The organism is Thalassospira sp. GB04J01, from assembly GCF_000751115.1.
GTDB lineage: Bacteria > Pseudomonadota > Alphaproteobacteria > Rhodospirillales > Thalassospiraceae > Thalassospira > Thalassospira lucentensis.
The window spans coordinates 49,993-67,163 of sequence record NZ_CCDX020000015.1; the positions used below are offsets into that span (position 1 = coordinate 49,993).

Genomic DNA, 17,171 nt, shown 5'->3' on the forward strand with positions numbered 1-17,171 from the left:
AGGAAATCATCATGAAATTTCTTACTTTTCTGACGTCTTCAGTCGTTGGTGGGGTGCTCGCACTCTCGTCGCTGTCGTCCGCAAACGCAGCTGACCTGACGGTTGGGGCAAACATCGGCAACGTTCCGTGGGAATTCCAGGATGCCAATGGCAATGTCGTTGGTTTCGAAGTTGACCTCGTCAACGAAATCGCCAAACGTCTGGGCAAATCGGTTGAATTCGTCAACATTCCGTTCAACGGTCTGTTCCCGGCTGTTCAGTCGGGCCGGATTGATATGGCGGTATCGTCGATCACCATCACCGACAAACGTCTTGAGTCTGTCACCTTTGCACAGCCCTATTACGACAGTGACCAGTCACTGACCGCCACCACCGAAAGCGGCATTTCCGGTTTGGGCGATATGAACGGCAAGGTCGTTGGTGTGGATACCGGCTCGACCGGTGACATGTGGGCGGGCGAACACACGGGCGAATACTCCCTTGGTGAAATTCGCCGCTACGAAGGCCTGTCACCAGCAATGCTTGATCTGGTTGCCGGTCGCATCGACGGCTACATCAGCGACATTCCAGCCTTGCTGTATTACGTCAAAGACAAGCCGAACCTTAAAGTGGTCGAACGTATCACCACCGGTGAAAAATACTCGATCATGTTTAACAAGGATGCCCCGCTGGCAACCGAAGTAAACGCGATCCTCACCGACCTTAAAAAAGAAGGCTTTATCGCTGGCTTGCATGAAAGCTGGTTCGGCGCAAAACCCGAAGACACCACCTCAACCGTTGCTGTGATGGACATGCCGTCGATTAAATAATCGCCGCGCCTTGATCCTTCAGACTTATGCCGACGGTGAATAGCCGTTCACCGTCGGCGCATATTTTATCGGTGGTGTTATGGATTTATTTTCAACCTTTTTTAACATGCCCGTCCTGCTGAACAGTTTGCCGCAGCTTCTAAGCGGCCTGTTGGTGACGGTTCAAATTGGCATCACAAGCATCATCTGTGGCCTCATCGGTGGTCTTTTTCTGGCCATTACGCGCCTCTATGCCCCGACCATAGTTCAGGTGCTTGTGCGCGGCTATATCGATATCTTCCGCTCGATCCCGCTTTTGGTGTTGCTGATTGTTGTCTATTACGCGCTGCCGTTTGTCGGCATTCGCTTGTCGCCCTTCTTATCCGCCGTGACCGCTTTAACGCTGGTGTCTGCGGCCTACACGGCTGAAATTTTCCGCGCGGGCATCGAAGCCATTCCCCATGGTCAGTTCGAAGCCTCCGCCGCACTTGGTCTTTCCAACCGTCACACGATGGTTGATGTGATCCTGCCCCAAGCCATCCGCATTGTCATTCCGCCGCTGACCAACAATTGCATCAATGTCATGAAAGACACCGCATTGGCGTCGGTTGTCGCCATGCCCGATTTGCTTAAACAGGCAACACAGGCACAGGCCTTGTCGGCCAACCCGACGCCACTTATCGGGGCGGCACTCATTTACCTGATCCTGCTGTGGCCGATGGTCTATGTCGTTGCCCGGCTTGAAAAACGCTACAGCAGGGGGCGCTAATGTCTGCTCAGATTAATATTCATAATCTTAAAAAGTCCTATGGCGATTTTCAGGTTTTGCACGGCATCGACCTTGAAATTGCCCAGGGCGAAGTTGTCTGCGTCATCGGCCCGTCCGGGTCGGGAAAATCCACCCTGATCCGCTGCATCAACCGTCTCGAAGCCTTCGATGATGAAAGTGAAATCGCGGTGGACGGGATTGCTGTGGTGCCGGGCAGGGCCCTGGCTGCTGTTCGCGCCGAAGTCGGTATGGTGTTTCAGTCGTTCAATCTGTTTCCCCATATGACGGTGCTGCGCAATGTGATGCTGGCCCCGATGCGGGTCCGCCACAGCAGCGTCAAGGATGCCGAAGCACGGGCGCGTGTGTTGCTCGACCGTGTTGGCATTTCCGAGCAGGCTGACAAATACCCCGAAAACCTGTCTGGCGGGCAGCAGCAGCGCGTGGCGATTGCCCGGGCGCTGGCGATGGAGCCCAAGGTTCTTTTGTTTGACGAACCAACATCCGCCCTTGACCCGGAAATGGTCGGTGAGGTGCTTGATGTGATGAAAAAGCTGGCTGGAACCGGGGTCACAATGGTCATCGTTACCCATGAAATGGGCTTTGCCCGTCAGGTCGCCGACCGCGTGATCTTTATGGATGGCGGCAACGTGATCGAAGCCGGCCCGCCTGCAGAAATTTTTGACAATCCCAAGGAAGAGCGCACGCGGAGTTTCCTGCACGCCGTTCTTGACCATTAAAAACAAAATGAGACGCTTTTCGGAGGAATGCCCCAATGGCCCCAACCAAGTCGCTTGATATGGACTTTGTCCGCAGCCAGTTTCCCGCCTTGTCGAACGGATGGACGTTTTTTGACAATGCCGGTGGCTCGCAAATCCTGAAATCTGCTGTCGATCGCATCAATACGTTTTTGTATGAAAAGAACGTGCAGATTGGCGGATCTTACGACGTGTCACAAAGTGCCGCCGCCGCCCTGCTAGAAGCACGCACCAATGCGATGCATCTGGTCAATGCCAGCCGCCCCGAAGAAATCGTCTTTGGCAGTTCGACCACGGCGTTGTTGCAAAATCTGGCAAAGGCCATGACCAGTCAGCTTTCCAAGGGCGATGAAATCATTGTCACCATTGCCGACCATGAATCCAACATTGGCCCATGGGATCGCCTGCAGGATGCCGGGATCAAGATCAAGTTCTGGCCACTTGATCGCGATCAGATGAAGCTTGATCTGGCAGATCTTGAACCGCTGATGACGGACCGGACCAAGCTTGTCTGTGTCACCCATGTGTCCAACATTCTGGGCTCGATCAACCCGATCCGCGAAATTGCCGATTTTGTCCACGCACGCGGGGCGCGTCTGTGTGTGGATGCGGTGGCCTATGCCCCGCACCGCGCAATTGATGTGCAGGCCTTTGATGCCGATTACTATGTCTTTAGCTTGTATAAGACCTATGGTCCGCATTACGCGATGATGTACGGCAAATATGACTGTCTGCTCGAACTCGACACGCTGTATCACTATTTCTATGGCAAGGATAAAGTCCCGGGCAAGCTGGAGCCGGGCAATCCGAACTATGAACTGGCCTATGCCACCTGCGGCATTGTCGATTACCTGCAAACGCTTGGCGAAATGGCCGGTGAAACCGGTTCAGTCCGGGCCAAAATCGTGGCGGCCTTTGATGCGATTACGCAGCAGGAAAATGCCCTGTGCGACCGTCTTTTGACCTATTTGCGCGGGCGCAATAACTGCACCATCGTTGGGCATGCCGACAACAAAGACGGCACGCGCATTCCGACGATCAGCTTCCGCTTTGATGGGCTGGATGCCGATAAGGTCTGCCGCTATATCGATCAGTCAAAAATCGCCATCCGCTTTGGGGATTTCCATTCGCGCCGTCTGGCTGAATATCTTGAAGTCACCGACAATGGTGGTTTGGTGCGTGTTGCGATGGTGCATTACAATACGATTGAAGAAGTCGATAAACTGACCGCCGCGTTGGATCAGATGTTTAACGATACATCCGCCCAACTTGGTGCGTAGGGCCAAGGCGGCAAAGGGGGATAACATGCAGTTTGACCGCATTATCAAAAACGGCACCATTGTCACCGCCAGCGACACCTTCGTTGCCGATGTCGGCATCATCGGTGGTAAAATTGCGGCACTGGCCAACGACCTGACCGACAGTGCCGACATCATCGATGCCACCGGGCTTTATGTCATGCCCGGCGGGATCGACAGCCACGTCCATATTGCCCAGCCATCTGGCGACGGCATCGTCATGGCCGATGATTTTGAAAGTGGCACCCGCTCCGCCGCGATGGGTGGCAATACCTCGATCCTGAGCTTCTGCATGCAGGAAAAGGGCGACAGCCTGCGTCACTCGCTTAAGGTCTATCACGACAAGGCAGACGGGGAATGTCACATTGATGTGGCATTCCATATGATCGTCACTGACCCAACCCCGGCTGTGCTGGGCCAAGAACTCCCGGCATTGGTCGAGGATGGCTACACCTCGTTCAAGGTTTTCATGACCTATGAAAACCTGCGTCTACGCGATGATGAAATCCTCAACACGCTTGATGCGGCCAAAAATACGGGCGCGCTTGTCATGGTCCATTGTGAAAACGAAGACGCCATTCGGTTCCTGATCGGGCAGCACGAAGCCAATGGCGAATTTTCCGCCAAGTCCCACGCGACAACCCGCCCGATTGCCGCCGAACGCGAAGCCACGCACCGTGCGCTGTCGCTGGCCGAAATTGTCGATACCCCGATTGTGATTGTCCATGTTTCGAACCGCGAGGCGATGGAAGAAATCGAACGGGCCCGTGTGCGCGGCAGCAAGGTCATTGGCGAAACCTGCCCGCAATATCTGATGCTGACGGCGGACGATCTTGATCAGAACGAGATGGAGGGCGCGAAATTTGTCTGTTCCCCACCGCCGCGCGATAAGGCCAGTCAGGATGCCTGTTGGGATGGTTTGCAACGTGGTGTGTTTGATCTGTTTTCATCCGATCACTGCCCGTTTCGCTTTGACGACCCCGAGGGCAAGCTGATTGAAAAGGGTAAGAAAAGCTTCCGCTGGATTCCCAATGGCATTCCCGGTGTGGCAACCCGCCTGCCGATCCTGTTTTCCGAAGGGGTTAAAAAAGGCCGCATTGACCTCAACCGCTTTGTTGCCCTGACCGCGACCAACCATGCCAAGCTGTATGGCATGTATCCGCAAAAGGGCACGATTGCGATTGGCTCGGATGCCGATATCGCGCTTTGGGACCCGGAAAAGAACGTTACCATCACCAATGACTTGCTCGCACAGGGCTGTGATTACACCCCATATGAGGGACTGGAAGTAACCGGTTGGCCGGTTCACACAATGGTGCGCGGTAAAACCGTCGTCAAAGACGGTAAACTTTCGGGTGAAAAGGGCTATGGCAAATATTTGACGCGTCAAAAGTCATCTTTGACGGCCTGATCAAGACATCACATTTTGCGCAGCATTTTGGTTCTTTGGGACTGAAATGCTGCGCTTTTTATATGTTCTTGGGATATTTCTTCAAAAACGAACGCCAAAGTGATCGACGTTAACTTGGAGCCCGAAATACAAAGCTCTTTAACGCATCTTGGCGATGCTTTTGCGAAAACGCATCGCACTAAACGCAAAGAACCCGGTGGCGATAGCAAACACCAATAGGAATTCCGGCCACACCACGTCAATTCCGGCGCCGCGAAACAGGATCGCCTGAGCATATTTCACGAAATGCGTCGAGGGCGAGAACTCCATGATGCTCTGAAGCGTCTCCGGCATGCTTTCAATTGGCGTGCTGCCGCCCGACAGCATCCGAAGTGGCAATACCACCAAAATAAACAGCAACCCGAATTGCGGCATGGAGCGGGTCAAGGTTGCCAGAAAAATGCCAAGGGCAGTGGCAAAAAACAGATATAGCGTGACCCCGGCCATAAACAGCAATTTGGAGCCAATCACCGGCACGCCAAGGATCAGTTCGACCACAAAAATCAGTGACACCATGCTGGCGATCAAAATTACCAGCCCATTGGCCCAGACCTTCGCCATCATGATTTCAAACGGATCAAGCGGCATCACCAGCAAATGTTCAATCGTGCCATGTTCTCGTTCGCGAATAAGCGCTGCCCCCGACAAAATGATCGACAGCATCGTGATCGCATTGATGATTTCCATTGTGCTGGTAAACCATGAGCTTGTCGCGTTCTGGTTATAGGCATAGCGCGTAACGATCTTGGCCGCAGTATCCTGATTTTTGGCCCCGGCATAGGATGACTTGCCGCCAAGCCATGTTGTAACTTCCTGCGCGACGATATTGCTGACATAGCCCTGGCCGATACCGGCCTGCATCATTGCGGTGGCATCAATGTTCAACTGCACTTCGGGCTTGTGTCCGGCGACCACGTCCTTTTCAAAATCGGGCGGGATCACCAGAACAAAGGTAAAGGCACCACTGTCCATGGCCGCGTCAATGTCACGTTCGGCGATCCGGACCGGATTCTGGAAAAAGGGCGCAAGGAATGCATCGGAAATCCGAAGCGACAAGGCCGATCCATCTTGATCGGCAATAGCGATCGAGGCGTTGTGCAAATCATGCGAGAACCCGGTGGCGGCGTTATAAATCGCAAAGGTAAACGCCCAGAATATCAGGATGATCAAAACCACATCGCGCTTGAGGCTATAAAGCTCCTTGATGCCAAGGCGGTAAATATTGCTGATCTTTCTGCCTAGCATGCCTTACGCCTCCTGCTTTTTAAGAAGCAGCATCGAAAGCACGGTCAGAACCGGGAAAAATAGCGCAAGATGCAGCAGTTCGGGGTACAGCGCGGCAAAGCCGAGCCCCTTGGTGAAGGTGCCGACACTGATCGACATGAAATGCGATGTCGGAATAATGACCGACAAAACCTCTGGCGCGCCTTCAAGCGATGACACAGGTTGCATCATCCCGGAAAACATCACCGATGGCACCATGGTGATAATTGCTGTGCCAAAAAGGGCGGCGATCTGGGTGCTGGTGAACGATGAAATCAAAAGCCCTAACCCGGTGGTGGCAAATACAAACAACACAGCCCCCAGCAACAGGGTAAATTCATTGCCCCGGATAGGGACCCCAAACCAGAACAGTGCCATCGCGGTCATCAAGACAAAATTGACCATTCCCAACCCGACATAAGGCAATTGCTTGCCCAACAGGAATTCAAGCCGCGATACCGGTGTGACATAAAGATTGGTGATCGATCCCAGTTCCTTTTCACGCACCACCCCGACGGCCATCAAAACCGCAGGGATAAACATCAAAAGAAGCGCAATCACTGATGGCACCATCGAAAAGATGCTTTTAAAGTCCTGATTATATCGGTACCGCGCTTCAATCTGCATCGGCTGGGCCTGATTGGCGTTTCCCACGTCGCGTTTGCTATGTTCGGTAAGGTATCGATTGTGAATACCTTCGACATACCCATGGATGGTTTCGGCACGAAACGGCATGGTGCCATCAATGGTTGCGGCAATTTCCGGGCTGGCCCCGCGGCCGACATCGCGGCCAAATCCCGGTGGAATCTCAATTGCCAGCGCAATGTCGCCCGACAGCAACCGTGCCTCAAGATCGTGATTGCTGATCAGGGGCGGCTGTTCTTCGAAATACCGCGATCCGGCCAGATTTTCGATATAGGTCCGGCTTTCCGGTGTCTGGTCACGATCAAGCACCGCATAGGTCAGGTTTTCAACATCAAACGTAATCCCATAGCCAAATACCGGCATCAGGATCGCGGTCCCGATCAGGGCAAACATCAACCGGATCGGATCGCGCACAAGCTCCATGGTTTCACGCAGGGAATAGGCCCACAATCGCCGAAAACTAAACAACGATGCCGTGGCAGGCTGCCAGTCTTCCACGCTTGTTTCATCTGCCGACAGGGTGGAACGGGGATCGCTATCCGTATCATTCTCGCCGCCCTCTCCACTGGCTTCTTCCAGATGGCTAATAAAGGCTTCTTCCAGTGTGTCGCAGCCCCGTTGTTCGGTGATCGCAGCAGGGGTGTCACTGACTAAAACCTTACCGGCATGCATCAAGGAAATGCGATCACACCGTTCGGCTTCATTCATGAAATGGGTGGAGATAAAAATCGTCACCCCCTGATCGCGCGAAAGCTCGACCAATAATTCCCAGAACCCGTCGCGCGCCACCGGGTCAACGCCCGATGTCGGTTCATCCAAGATCAGGATTTCCGGGCTGTGAATGATGGCGACCGCCAATGACAGGCGCTGTCGCACACCAAGCGGAAGCTGTTCGGCCAATTCCGCATGATATTGGATTAATCCAAACCGTTCAGATAAAGCATCTATGCGCGGGTTGATGTCTTTGGCGGGCAAATGAAACAGCCGCGCATGCAGTTCAAGGTTCTGCAAAACCGTCAGTTCAGAATATAACGAAAAAGCTTGGCTCATATAACCAACCCGCCGGCGCAACTCGATATCCTGCCCGTCCACCGGTTTGCCAAACAGTTCTGCCGTGCCCTCGGTTGCGGCCAAAAGCCCGGTCAGCATTTTCATGGTGGTGGTCTTGCCACACCCGTTGGAGCCGAGAAACCCGAAAATCTCGCCTTTTTCAATGCGAAAGCTGACATTGTCCACGGCGGTAAATGTGCCGAACCGCTGGGTCAGGTTTTCCGCAACGATGGCTGGTACATCCCCATGAACCGTGCGCGGCGGGATTTGTAACGCGTGATGTCCACGCCGCTGGTCTTTGGGTAACAGTGCAACAAAGGCGGCTTCAAGGTTGTCGGTTTCGGTTTGCGACAACAAAGCCTCGGCGGTCCCGGTTGCAAGGATCTTCCCATCATTCATCGCCACCAAATGATCAAACCGTGCGGCTTCATCCATATAGGCGGTTGCCACCAGAACCGTCATCTTGGTTTGGGATGTCTGGATGGTATCAATCAGCTGCCAGAACTGTCGGCGTGATAACGGATCGACCCCTGTTGTCGGTTCATCCAAAATCAGGATTTCCGGATCATGGATCAACGCACAACACAGGCCGAGTTTCTGTTTCATCCCGCCCGACAGCTTGCTTGCCGGGCGCTCGGTAAACAGCGACAGGCCGGTGGCCTTGACCAGCCGGGTGATCCGTGCATCGCGTTCGCGTTTGCCCTGCCCAAACAAACGGCCAAAAAATTCAAGGTTCTCACGGACCGTCAGATCCATATACAGGTTCTTGCCAAGCCCCTGCGGCATATAGGCAATTTTGGGCAAAACACTGTTGCGGTGCGTATCGTCGGTCATCGACCCGCCAAGGGTTTCAACCACCCCGTCCTGTACTTTCCGCGCCCCGGAAATCAACGCAAGGGCAGTGGATTTTCCCACCCCGTCCGGGCCGATAAAGCCGACGGTTTGCCCGGCGGGGATCTCAAGGCTGATCTGATCAACTGCGCGAACCTTGCCATAGCGATGGCTGACATCGCACAGCCGCACGGCCAGGGGCACCTTTGAACCGGTAGAATGGTTCATTCCTGCAGGCTCCGGCGTAAGGTGGCGTCATCGGGCAGATTTGGCATCAAGTCTTGTGGCCAGTCATTGTGGTCGGCCAACATGATATAGGTTTCACCGGGCAGGCCGGTTTTTACCCGTTTGATGTGTTCGGCAAGCAATGCACGATCAATACGCACCGTGACGCGAAACATCAATTTATCGCGTTCTGATTTTGTTTCGACCTCGCGCGGGGTGAATTGGGCATCATCGGCAACGAACGATACCTTGGCCGGGATGACAAATTCCGGCGCGGCATCCAGCACAATACGCGCTTCATTGCCGACAAAGGCCAATCCAGCCTGACGGGTGGGTAAAAACACATTCATATAAACATCGGTCAGATCAATCATCGTGATGACCGGGCCGCCGCCTGCCAAAACCTCGCCCGGTTCGGCAAGGCGATATTGAACGCGCCCGTCACGTGGGGCGCGCAGGACAGAATCATCAATCTGAACCTGAATGCGGCGTTGTTCTGCCTCGGCGGCCTCTACATTGCGTTCGGCACTGGTCAGCCGCGATTGGGATGCGCTCAGTGCCGCCCGTGCGACATCCCGGTTGGCCCGGCGCTGGTCGACCTGTTCGCGCGAAATATTGTTGTTTTTGACAAGCTCATTGGCACGGGTCAATTGCTGCTCGCTAAACGAAAGCTCGCTTTCGCGTTGAACAATTTCGGCCTTGGCTTCTGCAATGCCCTGCTTGGCACTGGCGACCTCGGCGGCGGCCTTGGCCTTGCTGGCCATAAGCTCGGCGGTATCCATGCGCGCCAATACCTGACCGGCCGTGACGCTGTCGCCCTCATCGACCAAAACCGCATCCACCCGCCCGGCATATTTGGTTGCCACCCGAATTTCCTCAGCCTCAACCCGGCCGTTGCCAGACGCGATATACCCCGGAAGCTCGGATTGTTGTGATTGCCAGTAGGTGTAACCGCCACCAGCAGCGACAACGATCACGACAAGGACGATCAACACACCACGCAGGCTTTTCATTCCGCTCTCCAAAGACAGGGGCAATGCAACAGTAAAACAACCAATGGTCGCGCAATCTGACCAGAGTTCACTTTACGATGCAACGCAACAATTTATGGAATGATCCTAGGTGGCGGGTGAAAAGCAGTCTTTGATCTTGAACAATCGTGTTGTTAATTCGACGCAGCGGTCATTGGGCGAAACGCAAAAACGACGGATCCGGGGCGTGAAAGATCACATCGCCAAATCAAACACCATCAGCCCTGAAATCTCGCCCTCGGCGGCCTTGACCAGTTCCGCACCAAGGGCCTGATGGGTGGGGTGTACCAAATAGGCATCACGCGCGGTGGCATCATCAAAATCAATGCAAAACCCGTGACGAAACCCTTGCTCAAGGTTTTCCGGGCTGACCGAAACGCCGCCGTCAAAGCCCCGCATTCCGGCTATTTCCCGGCCAAGGTCGGCCAGCGCATCAAACAGGCTGTCGATGACATTTTGGTCAATGCCGGATTTGAATTTGATCAAGACAATATGACGGATCATCGGAGGTTCCTTTGCAAATCATAACACCCGATGATCCCTTTAATTGAGCGGTGCTGTCAATGTTGGCTGGCACGGTACATTCCATCGGGGATTTAATCGGGCTTGCAGTTTTCGACCAGTCGTGTTGAATGCATTCAGTGTTTCCGATATCCATGAACACCACGGGCGAGACCATGGCCCAACCCGTCCCCGGCAGGAGGCCCCACATGCTGCTGACGTTTGAAACCGCACTTGGAATGCTTGCCGGTACGCTGACCACGATTGCCTTCCTGCCTCAGGTCATCCGGACATGGCGCACCCGATCAACCGCCGATATCTCGCTTGTGATGTTTCTCGTGCTGTGCAGCGGCGTTCTGCTGTGGCTGGTTTATGGCTTGCTGCGCGGTGACTGGCCGGTGATCATTTCCAATGCCGTGACCATCCTTTTGGCGGGCACCATCCTGTTCTTCAAGTTGCGGCACGGCTAGGCTCTGAACCCATTTCAAGCATCCAATTGGGTTCAGACCCTGGAAACGGCCTTGATCGCGTCCCCAATGATCGAGACACCCTGATCAAGTTCCTCGGCACTGATCGTAAGCGGCGGGGCAATGCGGAACACTCCACCCATGCCCGGCATCTTGACGATATTCATGCTAAGCCCGCGTTTAAACGCCTCGGCCATGATTGCCGCACCCATGTCATGATCGGGTTCGCGGTTGCCGGTTGGCTTGATGATTTCCATCCCCAAAAGCAACCCGCGCCCGCGCACATCCCCTACACAGTCATACTGGTCTTTTAACTGCGATAGCCCGTCAAAAAGCTGCGCCCCCATCTGACCGGCCCGCGCGACCAGATTTTCATCGCGCACAACATCAAGAACCGTCAAACCGACAGCCGCGGGCAGGGGATCGGACACATGGGTGGTGTAAAACAAAAAGCCCTTTTCATGGGCGGCTTCTTCGATGGCCGGCGTGGTCATCACAGCCGATAACGGCAAACCCGCCCCGATGGTCTTTGACAATGTCAGGATATCGGGTGTCACCCCGTCGCGTTGAAACGCAAACATATGGCCGGTGCGGCCAATCCCGGTTTGCGCTTCATCCAAAATCAAAAGCATCCCGCGTTCTTCACATTTCTTCTTAAGGGCGGCCAGATACCCCTTGGGCAGCTCCAAAATCCCGCCACTTGATAAAATCGGCTCGGCGACAAAGGCGGCAAGATTGCCGGTCGACTGGTTGTCCACCAGCTCAAACGCATCATCAAGCTCCGTCTGCCAATCAAGCGACCCATCGGCATGCTTAAACCGCGGGCGAAATGCATTTGGGGCGGGGATGGCAAAGGACCCAACCGCGGCCGGGCCATATCCCTTACGCCCGGCACTATAGGTTGCCGATGCCGCGACCCCGGTCATCCCGTGCCAGCTTTTGGAAAATGCCACGACCTCATGCTTGCCGGTAACAAGCTTGGCCATGCGAATGGCGGCCTCATTGCTTTCTGCACCGGTCGAGAGCAACAACACCTTTTCCAATCCCGGTGCCAATTCCGCCAGCCGTTGCGCCAGATCCACCACCGGGCGGGTCAGCATGCTGCTAAACAGATGCGCAACGGTTTCAACCTGTCTTTGCACGGTTTCAACAATGCGCGGATGCCCGTGGCCCAAAACGGCACTCATCTGCCCGGATGTGAAATCAAGGATTGCCCGCCCATCGGCGTCATACACAAACGATCCCTTGGCACGCTCGATAATCGCCGGATCAAACGGGCTGCCATAGCGGATCAGGTGGTTTTGTGCTGCTTTCCAGAATTTCGGATCGGTGTTGTTTGACATTGGGGGCTCCCGGCAAAATGCATGTTGCGTTCAATACAGCCGATCTTATCGGCTGGTGATTCCTGCGTAAAATTGATAGTTATGGCATTCTGGTATTGGAAAAATTGATAGTCAGAAACGCTAACCATGCAAACGCCCCTTGACCTCAAACTGCTGACCACCTTTGTCCGTGCGGCCCATTCCGGCACACTCAGCGCGACCGCCATTCAGGTCGGGCGCACCCAATCGACCGTGACCATGCAAATCCAGCGCCTTGAAGAAACCCTTGGCCACAGCCTGTTTCACCGAAGCGGCAGCGGGGTTGCCTTGACCGGACATGGCGAACGGTTTTTGGGCTATGCCGAACGGATTTTAAAGCTACAGGACGAGGCCCTTTCGGCCTTTTCCGATCACGGCCTGCGCGGTGCCATCACCTTTGGCTGCCCCGAAGATTACCTGATCGCCTTTTTCCCGGCCTTGCTCAAAAGCTTCGGGACCATCTACCCCGACATCGAAATCAAGGTCGTCTCGGCCCCGACACCGGACCTGCACCGATTGCTCCATGCGCGTCAGATCGATATGGCGCTGGTTTCCACGCCCGTTGCCGAGACGGAAACGCTCAAAGACATCGCGCGGACCGAACAACTGGCCTGGGTCGGCAGCAAGCCAACACTGGAACTGCATGATTTCGGCGTGGGCGCACATGGCCCAACTACCCCCATTCCGCTCGCCCTTGCCGCCTCAAACGCACTCGACCACAAGGCCGCCTGCGATGCGATGGATGCGGCCCGCATGCCCTATAAAATATCCTATGCCAGCAACAGCCTAGCTGGCCTGATCGCCGTGGCCCGTTCGGGCCTTGCCATCAGTGTGATGATGCAAAAGGCTGTGCCAAGTGACCTGTTCATCCTGAAATCCCCGCTGCCGTCTTTGCCCAAACTGGGTCTTAAAGTCGCGACAGGCGAAGTCCCCCAAAGCCCAACCATCAACGCCTTTGGGGATCATATTGGAAAGATGCTGCCGTTTTTGTGATGTTCAGTTCACTAACGCGTCAATGCTTGTATCGAGTGCCTTGGCAAGCTTGCGCCAGACATCAAGCGATCCCTTTTTTTTCCCGCTTTCGATTTCTGACAGATAGCCGCTGGCAACGCCGGATTTTTCCGACAGAGCACGTTGTGTCATGCCGCGATAATCGCGCCAGACCGTCACAGGATGATCGATTTCCATGAAAATACGCCGGGCAAATTCAGCAGGAAGTGCGTGGCCGCTTTTGGCGTCCTTGGCGGCAATGATGTCGCGCAAATCTTCAACCATCTCTGCAAGTGCTTGATATTCCTTAATCGGAACAAATTCGGTTGATGTCTGATCAGTCATAAGCTTCTTTCCTATGGCGAATACGTTGAACAACCATGATGGTCACCTGACTGTTTTCGATGCTGAAAATCACCCGATAATTCCCGACCCGAAGCCGGTAGTATTCAGACCCTTGCAGACGTTTAACATTGTTGCGCAAAGAGCCCGGGGAGGTGGCATAGCTTTCTATCTTGGCATCGATCTGGGCACGAACCTTGACCGGCAGGGACCGCATATCGCGGATTGCTTTGGGTTCATATCTGACCTGCACGCGTGCCCTCCCTATGCTTATCCCAAATATTCTCATATTGAGAATATTTGGGCAAGTTTAAAATTCTCAATATGAGAAGTTCAAGGCTTTTTACGCGATCAGCTTGGTCAGATACTCCACCGGATGCTGTGGTTTTGCGCCTTCGTAGCGTTTGACCTGACAGCGGCATGAGAAGCCGGTGACGAGCATGTTGTCCGTGCTCAATGCATCTACCTTCTTTTTCCAGCTCATGTCATAGAGTTCGCGTGATGTTTCCTGATGGCGGGTTTCGTGGCCGTAAACGCCCGCCATGCCGCAGCAGCCGGTCTTTTCGGTGGTAAGCGTGAGGCCAAAGGCGGCAAAGATATTTTGCCATTTGATACCGGTATCGGGAAGCGACGTTTTTTCCGTGCAATGGGGAAACAGGCTTGCCGGGGTATCAATGTTAACGCCGTTATCCATTTTGGGCGGGTTCAGGCGGCCCTCGGCGATTTCGGTCGATAACCATTCATGGAACAGATGCACTTGGTAGTCCGGGCGATCAGAAAGGCGCTGTGCATATTCCTGTCGGTAGGTCAGGGTGACGCTGGCCTCAAGCCCGACCATGGCAACGCCCGATTGGGCGATTTTGCCAAGCACGATGTCGTTTTGCTGGGCCAGATAGTCGAATTCTTTCAGGAACCCTTTGACGTGCATCGCCTTGCCATTGGCGCGGTAGGGTGGCACAAAGACTTGATATCCAAGGGTTTGCAGAAGGTCGATATGGGCGAGCAGCACGTCGGTATCGTAATGGGTGGTGAAACAATCCTGCACGATGATGACGGCTTTGGCCTTTTGCGCGGGCGTGAGTACATCCAGATCGGCCTGTTTGAACCGGGCAATCCCGCGTTTGCGCAAAGCCGATTTAAGGCCTTTGCGATCAAGCTTTGGCAAGTCGGTCAGGCCGATCAAGCGTTTGAAAATCCATGGCATCGGCGGGATCGATTGCAGGGCGTTAAACAGGCCCGGCGCGACCGTCAAAAGCGGGGCAAGCGTCTCCAGACTGGCGATCACGTAATCCTTGACCGGGCGTTTGTAGCGGGTGTGATAGGCTTCTAAAAACCGCGATTTCATTTCCGGGATATCAACCTTGACCGGGCATTGCCCCGCGCACGCCTTGCACGACAGGCAACCGGCCATCGCCTCATAGACATCATGGGAAAAATCGCGCGCATTGATCACCGCCAAATCCTGGTTCATCGGATCGGTGCCGACCGAAATCTGGCGGATCCATTCGCGCATCATGCCAGCCCGGCCCTTGGGCGAATGGATGCGGTTGCGCGTGACCTTATAGGACGGGCACATCGGGTCCATCAAATCCCAGTTAAAGCACGCGCCATTGCCGTTGCAGCGCGTGGCATTAAGGTATTCATCGCGGAGTTTTTCTTCGATCTGGCGGTCATACTGGCCGCGCATCGGGGCTTCATCAATCGCAGTAATCGGGATGTTTTTGCAATAGGGTGATGCGATCTTGCCAGGGTTGAGTTGTCCTTCCGGATCAAAGGCTTCCTTGATGCGACGCAGGCAATCATAAAGCTCAGGCCCGAAATAAATCGGCGAATATTCACCGCGAAATCCCTTGCCATGTTCGCCCCAGATCAGGCCGTTATAACGCTTGGTCAAATCGGCAACCGCATCCGACACGCGCCGCAACCGCGCTTCGTCTTCTTCATCGCACATATCAAGCAACGGGCGCACATGCAGGCAGCCAACATCGACATGGCCAAACATGCCGTAATCAAGCCCCTCGGCATCCAGCAAAGCGCGGAATTCTGCGATAAAATCAGCCAGATTTTCGGGGGGCACAGCAGTATCTTCGACAAACGGGGTCGCACGGCGTTTGCCCTCAAGATTGCCAAGCAACCCAACAGATTTGGCCCGGATCGACCAGATGGCGGCAATTTGAGCCGGATCGGTGGCCTGAACCCAGCCAATCGGGGCATGTTCAGTCGTCGGATTGGCGGCAAGGTGTGCGGCCAGTTCGGCCTGTTTGGCGGCAACTTCATCCGCCGTTTCACCAATGAATTCAACAACATTGAAGCCGCGCGTCTGCACCGTGCTGGTATCTGTGCCGAGCAGTTTTCCCAGCATGTGCCAGCTTTCATCCTGCTCGGCCAGCTTCATGACCTTGTCATCGATGCTTTCAATCGCAACAGGATCAAATTGCACCAACGTGCCAACATGGCGCAAAGCCGCGTCAAAGCTGGCGTAGCGGACGACAGAGACAGCTTTATGCTTGGGCAACGGGATGACGCGCAGCGTGATGTCCTTGACCATGCCAAGGCTGCCTTCGGCCCCGGCGATCAGGAAGCTTAAGTTCATATCCCCTTGATCGGAAACGGCTTCTTTAAGGTTATAGCCGGTAAGCCCGCGGTTCATTTCAGGAAAAGTCGCCTTGATCTGGTCGCGACGTGGGAAAATCTCGTCATGGACCATGCGATACAACGCCCCGGTGCGATCGGAACGCGCCATGATTTCCTTGGCATCAGAAGCACTTAGGGCCGATGTCTTGAAATCCGTGCCATCAACCAGAACCGTGGTCATGTCATGGATATAGTGGCTGGTTTTGCCGTAAATCCGCGATCCTTTGCCCGAACTGTCCGATCCGATCATGCCGCCGATGGTCGCACGGCTGGCGGTGGAGACCGCAGGGGGGAAGAAAAAACCGTGGGGTTTGAGCCACGCATTAAGCTGATCAAGCACCACGCCCGGCTCGACTTTCACCAGTCCAGCATCCGCGTCAAAATCCCGTATCTTATTGAGATGTTTGGATGTATCAAGGGTGATGGTGTTGTTGAGCGACTGGCCATTGGTGCCTGTGCCACCACCGCGCGGGGTGATTTTGACCTCGTTAAATTCTTCGCGCCCGGCCATTTCCATGACGATATTGATGTCATCGCGCGATTTTGGCTGCAACACCGCGGTCGGCATCACCTGATACACACTGTTGTCGGTGGCATTGATCAGGCGGGTCGGGAAGTCTGCATGGATTTCGCCGGTGAATTTACCTTCTGATTCCAGTGCCTTAAGGAAACTGAGCGTCAGGTGATCCAGTGACCGATCCGGGGTCAGAACCGGCAGGCGGTTAAAGCGGGTAAAGCTGCGGGCGGGCGAAGCAGGCATTGGGGTCTCTC

At 54.6% G+C, this 17,171-nt stretch carries 15 protein-coding genes; 7 read left to right on the plus strand and 8 right to left on the minus strand.

Features of this window, described 5'->3' with window-relative positions; all coding sequences use genetic code 11:
• The first annotated feature begins 11 nt into the window (after nt 1-11).
• The 5 genes from AMM48_RS15960 to hydA all read left to right on the plus strand — a co-directional run bounded on the left by AMM48_RS15960 (nt 12) and on the right by hydA (nt 5,021).
• Nucleotides 12-809: an ABC transporter substrate-binding protein gene (locus tag AMM48_RS15960; RefSeq protein WP_102784848.1), complete on the plus strand. Its 798-nt coding sequence runs from the start codon at nt 12-14 to the stop codon at nt 807-809.
• A 79-nt stretch (nt 810-888) separates the two neighbouring features.
• Nucleotides 889-1,557, plus strand: coding sequence for an amino acid ABC transporter permease (locus AMM48_RS15965; protein WP_102784849.1), 669 nt, complete (start codon nt 889-891; stop codon nt 1,555-1,557).
• Nucleotides 1,557-2,294, plus strand: coding sequence for an amino acid ABC transporter ATP-binding protein (locus AMM48_RS15970; RefSeq protein ID WP_102784850.1), 738 nt, complete (start codon nt 1,557-1,559; stop codon nt 2,292-2,294). Before AMM48_RS15965 ends, AMM48_RS15970 begins: the two co-directional genes overlap by 1 nt.
• 35 nt (nt 2,295-2,329) lie before the next feature.
• A complete protein-coding gene (locus AMM48_RS15975) occupies nt 2,330-3,592 on the plus strand; it encodes a cysteine desulfurase-like protein (protein WP_102784851.1) in 1,263 nt (420 codons plus the stop codon).
• Nucleotides 3,593-3,617: 25 nt separating this feature from the next.
• Nucleotides 3,618-5,021, plus strand: a complete 1,404-nt coding sequence (hydA, locus tag AMM48_RS15980) for a dihydropyrimidinase (protein ID WP_102784852.1) — start codon at nt 3,618-3,620, stop codon at nt 5,019-5,021.
• A 138-nt stretch (nt 5,022-5,159) separates the two neighbouring features.
• Here hydA and AMM48_RS15985 read toward each other — a convergent pair whose 3' ends face one another.
• The 4 genes from AMM48_RS15985 to AMM48_RS16000 form a co-directional block, all read right to left on the minus strand.
• Complete coding sequence (locus AMM48_RS15985) at nt 5,160-6,305, minus strand: ABC transporter permease (RefSeq protein ID WP_102784853.1); 1,146 nt, start codon at nt 6,303-6,305, stop codon at nt 5,160-5,162.
• Between the two features lie 3 nt (nt 6,306-6,308).
• Nucleotides 6,309-9,077, minus strand: coding sequence for a ribosome-associated ATPase/putative transporter RbbA (rbbA, locus tag AMM48_RS15990; RefSeq protein ID WP_102784854.1), 2,769 nt, complete (start codon nt 9,075-9,077; stop codon nt 6,309-6,311).
• The gene (locus AMM48_RS15995; RefSeq protein ID WP_102784855.1) at nt 9,074-10,087 is read right to left on the minus strand and encodes an HlyD family efflux transporter periplasmic adaptor subunit; all 1,014 of its coding nucleotides are present in this window, start codon (nt 10,085-10,087) and stop codon (nt 9,074-9,076) included. Before AMM48_RS15995 ends, rbbA begins: the two co-directional genes overlap by 4 nt.
• A 213-nt stretch (nt 10,088-10,300) precedes the next feature.
• Complete coding sequence (locus tag AMM48_RS16000) at nt 10,301-10,609, minus strand: Dabb family protein (RefSeq protein ID WP_102784856.1); 309 nt, start codon at nt 10,607-10,609, stop codon at nt 10,301-10,303.
• 206 nt (nt 10,610-10,815) lie between these two features.
• Between AMM48_RS16000 and AMM48_RS16005 the strand changes: the two genes are divergently transcribed.
• Nucleotides 10,816-11,076, plus strand: a complete 261-nt coding sequence (locus AMM48_RS16005) for a SemiSWEET transporter (RefSeq protein ID WP_102784857.1) — start codon at nt 10,816-10,818, stop codon at nt 11,074-11,076.
• A gap of 32 nt (nt 11,077-11,108) precedes the next feature.
• On the opposite strand, the gene AMM48_RS16010 is transcribed toward AMM48_RS16005, so the two are convergent.
• On the minus strand, nt 11,109-12,416 hold the full coding sequence (locus tag AMM48_RS16010; protein WP_102784858.1) for an aspartate aminotransferase family protein: 1,308 nt from the start codon (nt 12,414-12,416) through the stop codon (nt 11,109-11,111).
• 126 nt (nt 12,417-12,542) lie between these two features.
• On the opposite strand from AMM48_RS16010, the gene AMM48_RS16015 reads away from it, so the two are divergent.
• Nucleotides 12,543-13,427 carry a LysR family transcriptional regulator gene (locus tag AMM48_RS16015; RefSeq protein WP_102784859.1) on the plus strand — a complete coding sequence of 295 codons (885 nt, stop codon included), beginning with the start codon at nt 12,543-12,545 and terminating at the stop codon, nt 13,425-13,427.
• 3 nt (nt 13,428-13,430) lie between these two features.
• Here AMM48_RS16015 and AMM48_RS16020 read toward each other — a convergent pair whose 3' ends face one another.
• The 3 genes from AMM48_RS16020 to AMM48_RS16030 all read right to left on the minus strand — a co-directional run bounded on the left by AMM48_RS16020 (nt 13,431) and on the right by AMM48_RS16030 (nt 17,160).
• Entirely contained in the window at nt 13,431-13,769 is a 339-nt protein-coding gene (locus AMM48_RS16020; protein WP_102784860.1) for a helix-turn-helix transcriptional regulator, read from the minus strand.
• Nucleotides 13,762-14,019 (minus strand): type II toxin-antitoxin system RelE/ParE family toxin, encoded by a 258-nt coding sequence (locus AMM48_RS16025; RefSeq protein WP_198413546.1) that lies wholly within the window; start codon nt 14,017-14,019, stop codon nt 13,762-13,764. Before AMM48_RS16025 ends, AMM48_RS16020 begins: the two co-directional genes overlap by 8 nt.
• Before the next feature lie 90 nt (nt 14,020-14,109).
• Nucleotides 14,110-17,160, minus strand: a complete 3,051-nt coding sequence (locus AMM48_RS16030; protein WP_244271259.1) for an FAD-binding and (Fe-S)-binding domain-containing protein — start codon at nt 17,158-17,160, stop codon at nt 14,110-14,112.
• Nucleotides 17,161-17,171: the final 11 nt, after the last annotated feature.